This is a genomic window from Desulfosudis oleivorans Hxd3 (assembly GCF_000018405.1).
In the GTDB taxonomy this organism is placed as follows: Bacteria; Desulfobacterota; Desulfobacteria; order Desulfobacterales; family Desulfosudaceae; genus Desulfosudis; species Desulfosudis oleivorans.
The window spans coordinates 2562708-2578307 of record NC_009943.1 but is presented as its reverse complement, the minus strand read 5'-3'; the positions used below and the strand labels follow the sequence as shown (position 1 = coordinate 2578307).

Genomic DNA, 15600 nt, shown 5'->3' with positions numbered 1-15600 from the left:
GCGGGTTTTTTCAAAAGAAGATGGCAGGTGCCAGCTGTTCCTATTTTTTTGTCTTCATGGCCGCCTGGAGTTTCTGCCCCAGGTCTCCAAGGCCACCGGCCTGCCTGGGTTCGTTACCGGTGTACTGCTTCCAGTCCGAGGCCCCCTCGGCATCCGCCGGGGCCAGCGAGATTTTCTTGTCGGCAAGGTTGATGGTCTCGATTTTTACCGTCACCGGGTCATCGGCTTTCAGCTTTTCCATGGCCTTTGGATCGGCGGCCCGTTCCATGCTGGACCGGGGCATCAGCCCGGTGACGCCCGGCGCCAGGGATATAAAACAGCCGAAGTCCAGGACCCGTTCCACGGTGCCGGAAACGGTCTGGCCCACAGCCATCCGGTTGGCAACGGTGAGCCAGGGGTCGCCCTCGGCCGCCTTGATACTTAGAGACAGTCGCCGGTTGACCGGGTCCACCGATGTGACCATCACCGCCACCCGGTCCCCGGGCCGGGCCACATCTTCGGCCTTGACCACCCGTCGGGTATGGCTCATCTCACTGATATGCACCAGCCCTTCGATGCCGGGCTCCACCTCCACAAAGGCACCGAAATCGGCGCACCGGGTGACCTTGCCCTCTATCTTGTCGCCCTCTTTATATTTTTCCCCAACGGTTTTCCAGGGATCAACAGCGGCCTGTTTGGCCGACAGGGATATCTTCAGCCCCCCGGTCTTGCTGCCCGTCCTGTCGATGGCAAGAATGCGGACCGGCAGCACCTCGCCCACGGCGGTCACTTCGGAAGGATCACCCACCCGGGACCAGCTCAGTTCGGAGATGTGGACCATGCCTTCCACGCCGGGCTGAAGCTCCATAAAAGCGCCATAGGGCATGATGCGGACCACCCTGCCGTCGACAATATCGCCGGGCCGGGCCTGTGCCAGGAATTTCTCCCGCTGTTCGGCCTGCTCCTGCTCCAGCAGGCGGCGGCGGTTGACCACCAGGTTTTTGCCTCTTGCCTCAATGCGCTCGATGAGAAAGGGAAAGACGGCGCCCACGAACTCTTCGGGCTTTTCAACGTAGTGAACATCCATCTGGCTCACCGGACAGAAGGCGGTCTGGCCCATGACCTGGATCCGGAACCCGCCTTTGCAGGTTTCAATGACCTTACCCTCCACCGGAATCCGGTTTTGATGGGCCTCGTAAAGCATGTCAACGCCTGAGCCCGCGCCCATGGCTTTGGACAGGCGGATTTCGCCGTCCCGGGTGTCCACCACGTAGAGGTCCAGCCGGTCCCCCACCTTGTGGGGAAGTTCCCCGTTTTCATCCAGCAGCTCGGCTTTTTCCACCACTCCGTCTGACTTGGTGCCGGTGTTGAAAAAGACGGCGTCCTTGCCGATGGCGATGATTTCACCGGTGATTTTGTCTCCCACCCGGACTTCCGGTTTCATGTCGGTCATGTAGGATTCCAGCAAAGCTGCAAAATCTTCGGTCTCTTCGCCCTTGTCGGTCTTTGACGATTCATCGTCATGGTCATGGTGTGTCATTGAAACGGTTCTCCTTCAATGATGGCTTCGTAAAAAGCCCAATTGCCGCAAAGCGGCCGGCTGCGTTGCGCTGCACCCCTCGTCACTGCGGCGTACGACAAGTACGCCTCATTCCTTGGGATTTGCGGCGCCTTGATCTTGAACTTTTTACTTTGCCATCCCAAATAGACTTTTTACAAGAGCATCTTCAATGATACCCGGCAAATCCTGTTTTGCCTGTTGTATCGGCTGTTTTACCAGCAAGCAGCACGCCTTGCAAGCACTATCAAAAAGGGGGTGGGTGGCCGGCATGCCGCAGTCCGGTCACTCCTCAAACGGGTGGGCCTTTTTGAAATCGGGGCGGTAGACGTCATGGCTTTCCATTTCCTGGAACCAGCCGTTTTCAAACCCCAGGGACTCGGCCCTGGCGGACACCGCTCCATACTCTTCGGGAAAAAGCGGGCGGTCAAGCGGCGGCTCTGGCCTTCGGGGGCCTGCCGGTGGATGGTACTGGGACATCAGCGACAGATGGAGTTTCGGCGACAGGTTGTCCGCTATCCACGTCAGCACATCGACCGAATTTTTTACACCGCCGGGTAGCACCAGGTGGCGGATGATCATGCCGTGCCGTGCCGTTTGCGTGGCCGGGTCAATGTCAAGACCGCTCCCTGCCTGCCGGTACATTTCCTTGAAGGCGGCCGCCGCGGCCGCCGGATAATCCGGGGCCGCCGAATACGTGCGGGCCAGTGCGCCGTCCATGTATTTAAAGTCCGGCAGATAGATATCCATTACGCCGTCCAGCAGGCGGATCACCTCCGCGTTTTCATATCCGCCGCAGTTATACACCAGGGGAAGGACAAGCCCCTGGTCCAGGGCGATTTTTATGGCCGCCACAATGTGGGGCAGCACATGGGTGGGGGTGACAAAATTGATGTTGTGACACCCCATGGCCTGCAGGACAATCATGATTCGGGCCAGCTCATCGATGCGAACCATGGAGGGGCCGGGATCCAGCGAGTTGTCGCTGATCTGGTGGTTCTGGCAGAAGAGACACCCCAGGTTGCAGTGGGAAAAAAATATCGTGCCCGATCCGGCCCGGCCGGAGAGCACCGGCTCTTCCCCCCGGTGGGCGCAGAAGCTTGACACCGGCACCCAGTCACCGGACAGGGCGCAGAATCCCTTTTCCCCGGCCAGCCGGTTGACCCCGCATTTTCGCGGGCACAGGTCGCAACTCTCCAGCCGTTGCCAGAGAACGGGAGCAATTTCTGAAACTCGCTTCTGTTTTGTTGAAATCATCATTTCCATGACAGCATCTATAGCATCGGGCCGGTCGCAAAGCAAAGCCCGGATCGCTTCAAAAAGAATGCGGCCACAGGGGGCCGTCCCTATAATATTTGCCCGCTTTCTTCCGAAAAAAGCATTCGCGCTCGGCTGCGCTGCAAAATGCGGGGGCAACCATTTATGCATGACCTTCAAGTGTAACACCGGCCAGGAAGCACCATTCCGGGAGCGCCGCACCCCAGTGCGGCACCCTCCCCGTCCGCATTCCAACCCCACCCTTGCCTTTTGGCCTTCGGCTGCCCTCGCGCCAACGCTTTTTTCAGTGCGGGCTGGCCGTCAATAACCCTTCGCGGCACCCCACCTTTTTAAAAACCGTTGCTTGTACCTTATTTTGTATGTTATCGTGTACAAAAAAAATAGAGCAAGAGGTGCAGAATGCAAAAGCTTAAAATCGATCAGGACATCAGGTCAATGTCGGAAGTCCGAAATGCCCTGGCGTCTTATATCAAACAGGTCCATGACACCAGGCGTCCGGTGGTCATTACGCAGCACGGCAAAGGTGTGGCCGTGCTTTTGGGGGCAAATGAGTTTGAAGCCATGCAGGAAAAAATTGACCTTCTTTCAGATGTCCAATCCGCTCTCAGTCAACTGGCAAAAGGAGAAGGCCTTTCCCACCAGAAGGCAAAAGCCGGTTTGTTGAAGCGAGTTCCCAAATGAAAATCGTATGGTCTCCCCTTGCTGTTGAAAGGGCATCAGAAATCGCGGACTACATTTCACAGGACAAGCCCGCGGCGGCGACCAATTGGATTAATGTATTGTTTTCAAAAGTCGATCAGCTCCGGGCGAACCCGGAAATCGGGCGGATCGTTCCTGAAATAAATGATCGTCAGTTCAGGGAGTTGATTTACGGCAACTATCGCATCATCTATCACATCGGCGCAAAACAGATATCCATACTTACGGTTCGGCATGGCAGGCAGATATTGCCGACAGATGAAATCAAGGCATAGTTTGATGATTAAGAAAGCGAGCTCAAATTGTCCATTTCATTAAAAACACTGGTTCGGGGATGTTCAGGGTTTGTCAATTTCGGTGCCATGATCCGGCTGACGCTGGGGTCGCGGCTGCGGGCGTGGCGGACCTTTTTTATTTTCGAGGGCAGGGAATATACCTATGGCGAGGTGTATGCCCAGGCAAAGCGGTACGCGGAGTTTTTTGACGCGCTGCGGTGCCGGAGCATCGGGGCCGGGCGAATGGGAGAAAACGACCGGCTGGCCCTGGCCATTTACCAGGAGAACACGCCGGAGTACCTTTTTGCCTCTTTTGCCGCGGGCCTGAGCAATGCCACGCTGTTTGCCGTGAACACCGGCTTTCGGGGCAAGACCCTGGCCGGGGTGGTGGAAAAGGCAAAGGCCCTTTTTCTGCTGACCGATGAGGTGAGCGCGCCCGAGGTGGCGGCGGTGCTGCCGGAATTAAAAACCCTGGGCCGGGAACATGTTCTGATCACCGGGAATGCCGGGCCGCAAAGCGCGGGGTTTACGCCCATCGAAACCGCCATGGCGGACATGGCCCTGAACGGCGGGCAGGCAAAATGCCCGGCCGTGGACAATACCCGCCCGGTGCTGGTGATCTACACGTCCGGCACCACGGGCCTGCCCAAGGGCGTGCCCTGCACCCATTTAAAGATGATCGGGGCCGGGGCCGTTGTCCAGAGCACGGTGCGGCTGAAAAAAGAGGACCGGGGTTATATCTGCATGCCCCTGTTTCACTCCAATGCTTGGTATGTGGGGGTTTTGTCCATCATGATTGCCGGGGCCTCCTTTGTGCTCAAGCGTAAATTTTCCGCCAGCGCTTTTGAATCCGACATTCTGGAGCATGGCGTCACCTTCATGAATTACGTGGGCCAGCCCCTTCACTACATTCTGACGGCCCTGGAGAAAAAATACGGTTCTGCAGAAGACGTGGAAGCGGCCCTGGCGCACCATCCGAAAAATCGGTTCCGTATCGCCTACGGCAACGGCGCCACCGTGGTGGACCGGGTAAAGGTCAAAAAATGCCTGAACATGGAGCATGTTTTTGAAATCTACGGCTCCACCGAGGCGGTGATCACCACGGCCAACAAGCCGGGAGACCCGATAGAGTCCATGGGCCGGGTGCCGGGGTCGGTGGTGATTTTAAATGAGGCCGGAGCCGTCTGCGAGCCGGGCGTGGTGGGCGAAGACGGGCGGCTGGTCAATTATGACGCGGCCGTGGGCGAGATATGCAAAAAGGCGGGGAAAGACAACCTGCGGTTTGACGGCTACTATGACGACAACGCGGCCACCTGCAAGAAGTTCCGCGATGACGGCTATTTTCACTCCGGGGACCTGGGCCACATTCGCGTGGTCAACAACCGGCGCTATCTCTATTTTAACGGCCGCACCGATGACTGGATTCGCAAGGACGGGGAGAACTTTTCCGCTGAAAGCGCGGCCGAGTATGCCGCCAAAATTCCCAGCGTGGCTCTGGCCGTGGCCTATGGCGCGCCCTGTGCGGTGTCGGATGAAAAGGTCATGGCCACAATCCAGATGCGTGAAAACGTCGCCTTTGATCCGCAACAGGCCTTTGACGCCCTGATGGCCCAGCAGAAGACCGGCGGCATGGACCCCAAGTGGATGCCCGACTATATTCGCATCATTGACGCCTTTAACGTGACCAGTACCCAGAAGATCCTGGTGCGGCCGTTCAAGCAGCAGCATTTCAACCTGGAAAAGCACCCGGACATGGTGGTGTATCACCGCCGGCGCGGAGACACTGCCTACCACCGGCTCACGCCCGAGGCCTATGCCGATATAAAGGCGGAATTTGAGAAAAACGGTAGGGCCAGCCTGCTGGGGTAGGGCTGCAAAGGCAGGATGTCTTGTTTGTAGTGTGCCCGTAAGAGTATCATGAATGTTCGGACGTTGAACGCCTGACGGCGTCACTACAAACAGGGTGCTTCTCTTCCACGGGCAAGCAGGTGCCTGGCCTGTGCCACCTGATAAAGAAAAAGTATTCTTCGCGACCTTCTTTTTCTTCGTGGTCTTCGTGTTCAAACACTCCGACGGTCTGATGAGACAGGCCATTTCTTAACACGAAGACCGCGAAGATCACGAAGCACGCATGGCTGGCCGGTTCTGGATTATTCAGTCGATAGCGATTTCGATCCCGATCCCGATCCCGATTTCGAGGGGGGGGGTGGGTTACATCAGGAGACCCACAACGGCGCCGGTCATGCAGGTGGCCAGGGTGCCGGCCACGATGGAACGAAGGCCCAGGGAGACGATCTCCGGGCGCCGCTCCGGCGCCATGGTGCCCAGGCCTCCGATCATGATGCCCAAGCTGCCGGGGTTGGCAAACCCGCACATGGCATAGGTCATTATCAGCAGGCTTTTCGGGTCAAGAGCGCCTTTGGGCAGCCCGCTCATTTCAAGGTAGGCCAGCAGTTCATTTAAAACGGTCTTGGTGCCCATCAGTGCCCCGGCCGTGGGGGCCTGATCCCAGGGAATGCCCATCAACCAGACCACCGGCGCCATTAAAAAACCCAGAAGCCGCTGAAGGGTAAGCGGCGCCCCCCAGGCGTCGGGCAGAAATTCCAACAGCAGGTTGACCAGGGTGACCAGGGCCACCAGCACGATCAGCATGCCCACGATGTTGATCAGGAGTTCGATGCCCTGAAGGGTCCCTTTGGTGATCGCGTCCATGGCGCTGTCGGCCGTCTGGGGCGGGTCCAGGCGGCCGGCCGTGGGCTGGCTGGTCTCCGGCACCAGTATCTTGGCAATGGTGATGGCCGCGGGCACGCTGATGATCGAGGCGGTCAGGATATGGCCCATCACATTGGGAATCACGGGACCTAAAATGCTGGCATACAGCACCATCACGGTGCCGGCAATGGTGGCCATGCCGCAGGTCATGATGGAAAATATTTCGCTGCGGGTCATGTTCGCCAGGTAGGGCCGGATCAGCAGGGGGGACTCCACCATGCCCACAAAGATGTTGGCCGACAGGCCCACGCCTTCGGCGCCGCCCAGGCCCGCGGTTTTTTGCAGCACCCAGGAAAAGCCCCGCACCACGGCCGGCAGGATCTTCCAGTAGAAAAACAGGGCGGAAAGCGCGCTCATCACCAGCACCAGGGGCAGGGCCTGAAAAGCCAGCATAAAGGTGGCGCCGGGGTCGGTGACGGCAAAGGGAAACCGGTCGCCTCCGCCCAGGTAGCCGAACACCATGGCGGTGCCGGCCCGGGTGGATGTCTCCACGGCCAGGATGATTTTGTTTAACATGAGAAAAAGGTCGGTGGTGCCCGGTGTTTTGAGCAGAAGGACGCCGAGTGCCAGTTGCAGGCCCACGCCCGCGGCCACGGTTTTGAGCCGGACCGAAGAACGGTTTTCGCTGATCAGCCAGGCCATCAGAACAAAGGCCCCAAGGCCCAGAAGGCTTTGTATCATGGGCTTATTCCCTTTTACTTAAATCCAAATCGCGATCGAAAACCATCCATCATTTCTGGGGTTTGGTGTTCCCCGGCAGCACCACCAGGTTGGACTTGTCTTTTTCAAACTTCAGCCCCTTGTGATCCTTGCCCACCTCCTGGACCGAGAGAATCAGGTACATGGAAAGGTGAAGGGTTTTGACCCCCTCCAGCCGTTTTCTCCGGGTCTCCTCCTCGGGGTTAACCACCAGTGCCTGGGTGTCGAACACAAAGTCGGAGATGGCCACAAAACTGATGCCCAGAGAGGAGTCGCCCACGGTTCTGGCTTTCAGGGTGCGGACCTTCTCCTCCTCCGGATCCCGGTAGGTGATGATGTAAAACGTTTCTTTCTTCTTCGGCATGACAGTCCGTCCTTGTGGGTGTGTCCCCGTGCAAGGGGCAAAAAACGCAAACAGCATACCCATCCGGGCCGGGTTTGTCAAAAGATTCAGGCAGGTCGGCTGTTCGGCCGTTTCCCTTACGCTGGCACGCCATATTCCGGTTGACACGAACCGGCGAACTGTATAGTTAGGGGCAACACATTAATTCATCGGGATCGGTATCGGTATCGGTATCGGCGTCGGTCCCGATTCCGATCCCGGAACAGGGAATACGGTCTATTTTTACTGGATTCCGGGTCGGTGCCCGGAATGACACCCGCAGGGATTACTGGATTTTTAATCACCCTGTCGGCGTCGATCCCGATTTCGATCCCGATACCGATAGCGATAATAAAATGAAAATGAAGTTATCCCCTCAACAGGAAGCAGCCGTTCTCCACATGGGCTCCCCGGCACTGGTGACCGCCGGCGCCGGGTCGGGCAAGACCCGGACCCTTACCGCCAAGATCGCCCACCTTATTTCTCTGGGTTACCCTCCGGAGCGGATCCTGGCCATCACTTTTACCAACAAGGCCGCCGATGAGATGAAGCGCCGCCTGGTGGCATTGACCGGCATCCCGGAGACCGGGTTTCCCTGGGTGCGGACCTATCACAGCGCCTGCTATAAAATTCTCTGCGTTCACTGCGGCCTGCTGGGCTATACCACGCCCCTTCAGATTTACGATACCTATCACCAGCGCAAAACCATCACCGACGTGCTGATCCGCATGAACCATGACAAGAAATTTGTTCCCACCATTCTCAACCATATCTCAAAGGCCAAGAACTCGGGCAATCCCGGGGCCTACCTGGACGCCTATCCCTTTATCTCCTATGTGCGCCTGGCCGACGCCTATGAACTGTACGAACGGATGCTAAAAGAGAAAAACGCGGTGGATTTCGACAACATCCTGCTGTGCGTGCGGGATATTCTGCGGGATCACGACGATGTCCGCCGCCGCTACCAGGAGCGGTTTGAATTTATCCTGGTGGATGAGTACCAGGACACCAACAACCTTCAGGAAGACCTTACCGGCCTGCTCTGCCGGGGCGACAACCTCTTCTGCGTGGGCGACGACTGGCAGGCCATCTATTCGTTTCGCGGCAGCAACATGCGCCATTTTCTTTCGTTTGAGCAGCGGTACGCCGATGCCCGGGTGTTCAAGCTGGAGCAGAACTACCGGTCCGCCGACACCATTGTCCGGGTGGCCAATGATATCATCGACTACAACCACGACAAGATGGACAAGACCTGCTTTTCCGAGGAGTCTGGCGGCACTGTTGAGATTTATGAGTTTGACGACGAGGTGGAGGAGGCCCGGTGGGTGGCCCGCAAGGCCGAAGAACTCAACGAGGACGGCGTTCCCTACGACGCCATGGCTGTGCTCTACCGTACCAAGTTTACCTCTCTCTATTTTGAGCACGCCTTCCGCCGGGCCGGGATTCCCTATCACCTGCTGGGCGACCGGGGGTTTTACGACCGCAAGGAGGTCATGGACATCAACAGCTACCTCATGGCCGCGGTGTTTGAAAAGGACGACACCGCCTTTGAGCGGATCATCAACATTCCCCGCCGGGGCGTCGGCGCCAAGACACTGGCGTCCATCAACGACATGCGCACCGGCGCCATGAGCCTTCAGGCGGCGGTTCACCTGGCCCTGGCCGAGCGGCGCCTGTCCGACAAGGTGTACCAGGCCCTTTCCGATCTGATGGCCCTGCTGGACGATATTCGGGACATGCGGCCGGATGCGGCCATTCGCGAGGTGATAGAGCGCATCGGTTATCTGAACTACTTGAAGCAGTACGCGGACGCCGGTTCCATGGATTTTACCGAAAAGGTGGAAAACATCGACCAGTTGATTTCCGCAGCCGCCCGCATGGAGAGCCTGACCGCCTACCTGGAGGAGGCGGCCCTGATCCGGGAGGACAAGGACGACGAGGAGGGCGGCTTCGGGGTCAACCTGGCCACCATTCACGCGGCCAAGGGACTGGAGTTTCACACCGTGTTTGTGGTGGGGTGCGAGGAGAACCTGTTGCCCCACTGGAAGTCCCTGGAGGAGGAAGATGACCTTCAGGAGGAGCGGCGGCTGATGTATGTGGCCGCCACCCGGGCGGCCCGGTGCCTGTTCCTGACGGCCGCGGGTTTTCGAAAAGGCCAGTTCAACCGCCGCAGCCGGTTTTTGTTTGAAATCGAGCGGTCACTGTAGTTTATTTTACCAGGTCGCAGATAAGCTTTAAGCCCTTGTCTAAGGGGATCTTGCTCATGTTGATCACCAGGTGGTAGATGCAGGGCCTGTCATAATCCTTTTTCCCCAGCTTGGCATAGAGACTTTTCCTGCGTCTCTCCCCGTCCCGCACCGCCTGAAGGGCCTGGGAATCCGTGAACTTGTAGTGGCGCTTCATAAAGTCGATCCGGTCCTTCTTGTCGGCGATCAACTCGATGTGGTAGGCGTTTTCCATCTCCTGAAGGATATACTGTCCACCTCGGCCCAGGATTACCAGATTGTCTTTTTTGGCAAATTCGGTGATCACTTCCCACAGCTTTTCGACGTAGATATCTTCATCCATGTAGCCGATTGCTTCACCGGTGAGCCGTTCCATGTAACCTTTGCTCAGGGCGCTGGATATGAACTTGGAAAAAAGACTACCCGCGGATCGTTCAATGCTCTTAATGGTCTGGGGCGATACCCGTGCCCGTTTTGCCAGTTCCTGAATAACAGCGTCATCAAGGAACTGGTAGCCCAGTTTTTTGGCCACCTTGACGCCAAGGGTCCGTCCGCCCGCGCCGAACTGCCGGGAAATTGTGATCACAGCCATTGTGTCGCCTCGTGAAATGTTAAACCGGAAATGTACGCACCGTGCGTATCAACCAACCTACAATAAAACATATGAGCCCGGAAATCCAGTCTTTTGCGTTCTTTTGTGCCGGCTTGATACCTCCGGCCACCGGTGTGGCAGACCCGTTTCGCCGGCTTAGAAACAGCTGGATTCATCCCAGCAGTGGGTGCAGAGTTTTTCCTTGGGAAGGCCAATGGCGGTTACCAGGTTGTCCATGGTCTGGAACTTGAGACTGGTGAGGTTAAGACGCTTACGGATTTTTTCCACCATCTGTATCTGCTCTTGTGTTCCGGCCGTGGCATACCGGTCCAGGTTTTTGTCCTCAACCCCCTCGATTTCCATGATGGCCCGGCGCCCGGCAAGGTCTAATGTGGAGCGGGACTGGGAAAAGTTTAAAAAAGGACAGGGAAAGATCAGGGTGGGGCAGGCGGCCCGCATGTGAACCTCTTTAGCGCCCCGGTCAAACAGCAGCTTGATGGTGTCCTGCAACTGGGTGCCCCGCACGATGGAGTCTTCGCAGAAAAGAATACGCTGGCCCTTGATCAGGTCGGTCACGGGAATCAGTTTCATTCGGGCCACCAGGTCCCGCATCTGCTGGTTCTGGGGCATGAAGCTGCGGGGCCAGGTGGGGGTGTACTTGACAAAGGGCCTTTTGTAGCGGATGCCCTTCTGGTTGGCGTATCCCACGGCATGGCCGATGCCCGAGTCGGGAATGCCGGCCACGAAATCCACTTCCACGTCATCGCTGTCGGCCAGGGCGTTGCCACACCGGTACCGCACGGTTTCCACGTTGATGCCTTCGTAGCTGGAGGCCGGATAGCCGTAATAGACCCAGAGAAAGGAGCAGATCTGCATTTTATCTTCCGGCGTTTTGAGCGATTCGTAGCCGTCCGGGGTCAGGCGGATGATCTCGCCGGGGCCGATGTCCCGGTCCACTTCGTATTCCAGGTTGGGAAAGGCACAGGTTTCCGATGAAACCGCCAGTGCCCCGTCTTTTCTGCCGATCACGATGGGCGTGCGGCCCAGCCGGTCTCTGGCCGCGTAGATGCCGTCCCGGCAGAGAATCAGCATGGTGCAGGAGCCCTGAATGGCCGCCTGGGCATGGACGATGCCTTCCACAAAAGAGTCTTTTTCACAGATCAGCATGGCCACCAGTTCGGTGGGGTTGATGCCGATGGGGCTGATCTCGGAAAAGTGCTGCCGCTTGGAAAAGGCTTTTTTTGTCAGATCCTCTATGTTGTTGATCTTGGTCACCGTTACCAGACCAAAGGTTCCCATGTGTGAACTCATGAGAATGGGCTGGTCTTCGGTGTCGCTGATCACGCCGATGCCGGTGTTGCCGTGCAGGCCGGGCAGGTCGGGTTCAAACTTGGTGCGAAAATAGGAGCTTTCCAGGCTGTGGATTTTCCGGGAAATCTCTTTTGCGTTGCGGACCGCCATGCCGCCCCGCTTGGTGCCCAGGTGGGAAAGATAGTCCGTGCCGTAGAACAGGTCGTTGACACAATCGGTTCTGGATACACATCCGAATACGCCGCCCATGATATACAGTTCTCCTTAATGTTTTTTCCGGTCAGAAAGTAACAGTGTACGAATCCCCCTGATACCAGAAATCGGGCATATTTCAAACGGAAATCTCATAATCCTGGGAAGGCTTGATATTCCGATCTTTTTGGTCGGTCGCCGGCCCTGCTCGATCATCAGTGGGCGGCGCGGGCAAACCGCAGGTTGCCCGTGAACGTCATGCCGGAAACGAAGCACGGGCAAGCTGTCGCTTGGCCCGTGGCACCCATCAACGGCCGGCCGTTGATACCGTTCTGCCGAATGCCCTTACGGGCACACTACAAACATGGATGGTTTAAGCCCAGACGGTCTCCACAATGACGACCCTCGCCCATTGCGGCGCAGCCGAAGGCCAAGCCGCAGGGCGATGTTTCTTTTGGGTACTTTTCTTTGCGCCAAAGAAAAGTACATAGAAAATGGAGTGTGAAAAATCATTTGATTTGGATGCCGGATTCCACCTTTGCCAAGGCTATGGCGGACAGGCGGGTTCCGGGATGACGGAAGCCGGAAAGGCAGATGTACGGGGATTCGCCTGAATCGGGGGTTTTACGAAGCCGGCAGCATCTGAACAAGGACCTTGCGGGTGCGGGGGCCGTCAAACTCGCAGAAGAAAACCGACTGCCAGGTGCCTAAAACCAGCCGGCCGTTTTCCACGATGACCATGACCGAACTGCCCACAAGGGTTGCCTGGACATGGGCGTCTGAATTGCCCTCGCTGTGGGCAAAGGGCGTGTCCTCCGGCACCAGGGTTGCCATGTGCGCCAGGATGTCCCGCCGCACATCCGGATCCGCGTTTTCGTTAATGGTGACACCGGCCGTGGTGTGGGGCACAAAGACCACCACCGCACCGTTCTCCATGCCGGCGGATGAAACCGCCCTGCGCACTTCAGCGGTGATGTCGGTCATCTCTTTTCTCTGCCGGGTTTCAACGGAAAAGGAGATCATGTTTTGTCTCCGCGTTTTGGAAGGGTTATCCGCTGTTTGTAAAACGGCCCTGTCCCGTGGCCTCCAGAACGGTCCACCAGAGCTTGCTGTGAGGGCTGACCTGCTTGCGTTTGCCCACGGTAAGGGACATGGGCACATGAACAAAATGGTTGTTCCAGTGGCTCACCAGCATACGGGTTTTGCCGGCCATGGCCGCGTGAACCGCGTCCCGGCCCAGAAAACCGCAGAATACACTGTCGTTGGCGTTGGCCGGCAGGCTGCGGATCATGTAGCTGGGATCGATGTATTTTAAGGAGATGGGGATGCCGCGGGACTTGAAGTGGGCCGTGATCCGTTCCCGCAGAAAAAGCCCGATGTCGTTGAGCCGAATGTTGCCGGAGGCATCCGTGGCATTGGTGCCGTCGCCGAAAAATTTCTGACCGGCCCCCTCGGCCACCACGATGACGGCGTGCTTTCGCCGCTTGAGCCGCTGTTCCAGGGCGGCCAGAAGGCCGTGATCCCCTTCCAGGTCAAAGTCGATCTCTGGAATCAGTACGAAGTTGACATCCTGGCGGGCCAAGGTGGCGGTGGCGGCAATAAAGCCCGAGTGGCGGCCCATGAGTTTGATCAGGCCGATGCCGTTGGGATAGCCCTCAGCTTCGTTGTGGGCCCCCTTGATGGCTTCGGTGGCGATGTCCACGGCCGTGTCAAAACCGAAGGAACGGGAGATCAGGTGAATGTCATTGTCAATGGTCTTGGGAATGCCCACCACGCTGATCTTCAGGTTGCGCCGGCCGATCTCTTCAGCGATTTTTGTTGCCGCCATCAGGGTGCCGTCGCCGCCGATCATGAAAAGAATGCCCACGTGCATTCGCTCCAGGGAATCCACGATCTGTGAGATGTCCTGGGGCCCCCGGGAGGAGCCCAGCATCGAACCACCGGTGTTGAGAATATTGGCCACCAGTTCCGGGGTGAGATCCACCACCTCGTGGCCGCAGTCCGGAATGAATCCTTCCAGGCCGTAGCGGATGCCGTGAATGCTTTTTACGCCGTACCGGTAGTAGAGTTCCAGCACGATGGCCCGAATGATGTCGTTTAAGCCGGGGCACAGCCCACCGCAGGTAACCAGGGCGCACCGCACCTTGCTGGCATCGAAAAATATCTTTTTTCGCGGCCCGGCCATCTCAAAGGATAACGGCGTTTTCCCCTGTTGGATACGGGCCTGAATAATATCGGGATTGACATTGACCAGGACCCGGGCCGTGTCGTCGGTAAAGTCCTTTTCCGGGTCAATGTTGGGCTCCCGAAGAATGGGAGAGGTTACTCTGGGCTCGCCCAGCTGTTCAATCAGGGTCTCTTCATTGGTAAAATCAAAATTCATGGGGCTGCCTCAAGTGCCGGGCGGAAGTTTTCCCCGGCCCGTTTATGGTTGATGGCTTCGTAAAAAGCCCAATACCTGTGTTGCGCTGCATTCACTCGTCACTGCGACGTACGATAAGTACGCCTCATTCCTCGGGATTTGCGGCGCCTTGATTTTGAACTTTTTACTTTGCCATCCCAAATAAATTTTTTATGAGTTCATCATGGTTTACCGGCCGTTGAACTTGAACGCCCCTTTGCCCAGGATGTCGTGCAGGTGCAGAATGCCACACACCTTTTTGCCGGCGGCGGTCACCGGCAATGCCGTGACCTGGTGCTGCTCCAGGATGTTCAGTGCGTCGTAGACCGGGGAGTCCGGATGGACGGTCAAAGGGTTTTTCGTCATTATGCTGTCCACGGGGCCGCCCGACAGGGGTTCTTTTGCCAGATACAACCGCCGAAGGTCACCGTCTGTCAGAATGCCTGCCAGGGTGTTGTTTTTTCTGACCACCAGCAGTGCCCCCAGGTTCTGACGGTCCAGGACGGCCAGGGCCTCCTCAATGGGGGTTTTGACCGGAACCGCGGGCACCCTGTCACCGGTGAGCATGATCTCCGATACGTTGAGGGCCAGGCGCCGGCCCAGGGAGCCGCCGGGGTGGAACCGCTGGAAATCACTGGACTTGAAGTCTTTTCTGATGCTCAAGGACACGGCCAGGGCGTCGCCCATGGCCATAAGGGCCGTGGTGCTGGTAGTGGGGGCCAGTCCCAGGGGGCAGGCCTCTTTTTTCACGCCCACATTAATTACGATATCGCTCTGCCGGGCCAGGGAGGAGTGGGTATTGCCGGTAAAGGCGATTACCCTGCAGCCCACGTTGCGGATTGTGGGAATCAGGCCGGTAAGTTCTTCGGTCTCTCCGCTGTTAGAGAGGCCCAGAAAGACGTCCTTCGGCCCCACGATGCCCAGGTCGCCGTGCATGGCCTCCACCGGATGGAGAAACAGGGCACGGGTGCCGGTGCTGTTGAGGGTGGCCACGATTTTCTGGCCCACGATGCCCGATTTGCCGATGCCGCTGACAACCAGCCGGCCTTTTGACCGGCAGATCAGGTCCACCGCCTTTTCAAACTGGTGGTCCAGGTTGGCGGCCACCTCCAGAATTCCTTTTGCCTCATTCTTCAGAACATCAATGGCCTGCTGAGTGATGTCCGTGATCTCTTTTTTCTGTTTCATTATAATATCTTTCGTAACCTTATCTCACTCTTGCTCATATTCTGCCGTG

The 15600-nt window shown here is 57.5% G+C and carries 13 protein-coding genes; 4 read left to right on the top strand and 9 right to left on the bottom strand.

Annotation, left to right across the window (positions count from 1 at the left end; genetic code table 11):
• Positions 1-40: 40 nt before the first annotated feature.
• On the bottom strand, positions 41-1519 hold the full coding sequence (locus DOLE_RS10905; RefSeq protein ID WP_012175538.1) for a 30S ribosomal protein S1: 1479 nt from the start codon (positions 1517-1519) through the stop codon (positions 41-43).
• Positions 1520-1822: 303 nt separating this feature from the next.
• A complete protein-coding gene (locus DOLE_RS10900) occupies positions 1823-2803 on the bottom strand; it encodes a radical SAM domain-containing protein (RefSeq protein ID WP_012175537.1) in 981 nt (326 codons plus the stop codon).
• A 411-nt stretch (positions 2804-3214) separates the two neighbouring features.
• On the opposite strand from DOLE_RS10900, the gene DOLE_RS10895 reads away from it, so the two are divergent.
• Genes DOLE_RS10895 through DOLE_RS10885 form a run of 3 tightly spaced genes read left to right on the top strand, consistent with a single transcriptional unit; the run spans position 3215 to position 5658 of the window.
• On the top strand, positions 3215-3496 hold the full coding sequence (locus DOLE_RS10895) for a type II toxin-antitoxin system Phd/YefM family antitoxin (RefSeq protein WP_012175536.1): 282 nt from the start codon (positions 3215-3217) through the stop codon (positions 3494-3496).
• Positions 3493-3789 (top strand): type II toxin-antitoxin system RelE/ParE family toxin, encoded by a 297-nt coding sequence (locus DOLE_RS10890; protein ID WP_012175535.1) that lies wholly within the window; start codon positions 3493-3495, stop codon positions 3787-3789. The genes DOLE_RS10895 and DOLE_RS10890 overlap by 4 nt, the downstream gene beginning before the upstream one ends.
• A 27-nt stretch (positions 3790-3816) precedes the next feature.
• Positions 3817-5658, top strand: a complete 1842-nt coding sequence (locus DOLE_RS10885; RefSeq protein WP_012175534.1) for an AMP-binding protein — start codon at positions 3817-3819, stop codon at positions 5656-5658.
• A gap of 342 nt (positions 5659-6000) precedes the next feature.
• On the opposite strand, the gene DOLE_RS10880 is transcribed toward DOLE_RS10885, so the two are convergent.
• A complete protein-coding gene (locus DOLE_RS10880; RefSeq protein WP_012175533.1) occupies positions 6001-7242 on the bottom strand; it encodes a NupC/NupG family nucleoside CNT transporter in 1242 nt (413 codons plus the stop codon).
• Positions 7243-7291: 49 nt separating this feature from the next.
• The gene (locus DOLE_RS10875; RefSeq protein WP_012175532.1) at positions 7292-7624 is read right to left on the bottom strand and encodes a DUF1820 family protein; all 333 of its coding nucleotides are present in this window, start codon (positions 7622-7624) and stop codon (positions 7292-7294) included.
• A 374-nt stretch (positions 7625-7998) separates the two neighbouring features.
• On the opposite strand from DOLE_RS10875, the gene DOLE_RS10870 reads away from it, so the two are divergent.
• Positions 7999-9849, top strand: coding sequence for an ATP-dependent helicase (locus DOLE_RS10870; protein ID WP_012175531.1), 1851 nt, complete (start codon positions 7999-8001; stop codon positions 9847-9849).
• Position 9850: 1 nt separating this feature from the next.
• On the opposite strand, the gene DOLE_RS10865 is transcribed toward DOLE_RS10870, so the two are convergent.
• The 5 genes from DOLE_RS10865 to DOLE_RS10845 form a co-directional block, all read right to left on the bottom strand.
• Positions 9851-10459 carry a cytidylate kinase-like family protein gene (locus DOLE_RS10865; RefSeq protein WP_012175530.1) on the bottom strand — a complete coding sequence of 203 codons (609 nt, stop codon included), beginning with the start codon at positions 10457-10459 and terminating at the stop codon, positions 9851-9853.
• A gap of 156 nt (positions 10460-10615) precedes the next feature.
• Positions 10616-12019, bottom strand: a complete 1404-nt coding sequence (locus tag DOLE_RS10860; protein WP_012175529.1) for an amidophosphoribosyltransferase — start codon at positions 12017-12019, stop codon at positions 10616-10618.
• A gap of 567 nt (positions 12020-12586) precedes the next feature.
• Positions 12587-12985 carry a secondary thiamine-phosphate synthase enzyme YjbQ gene (locus DOLE_RS10855; protein ID WP_012175528.1) on the bottom strand — a complete coding sequence of 133 codons (399 nt, stop codon included), beginning with the start codon at positions 12983-12985 and terminating at the stop codon, positions 12587-12589.
• 25 nt (positions 12986-13010) lie between these two features.
• The gene (locus DOLE_RS10850) at positions 13011-14345 is read right to left on the bottom strand and encodes an ATP-dependent 6-phosphofructokinase (RefSeq protein WP_012175527.1); all 1335 of its coding nucleotides are present in this window, start codon (positions 14343-14345) and stop codon (positions 13011-13013) included.
• Between the two features lie 207 nt (positions 14346-14552).
• Positions 14553-15551, bottom strand: a complete 999-nt coding sequence (locus tag DOLE_RS10845) for a KpsF/GutQ family sugar-phosphate isomerase (RefSeq protein WP_012175526.1) — start codon at positions 15549-15551, stop codon at positions 14553-14555.
• Positions 15552-15600: the final 49 nt, after the last annotated feature.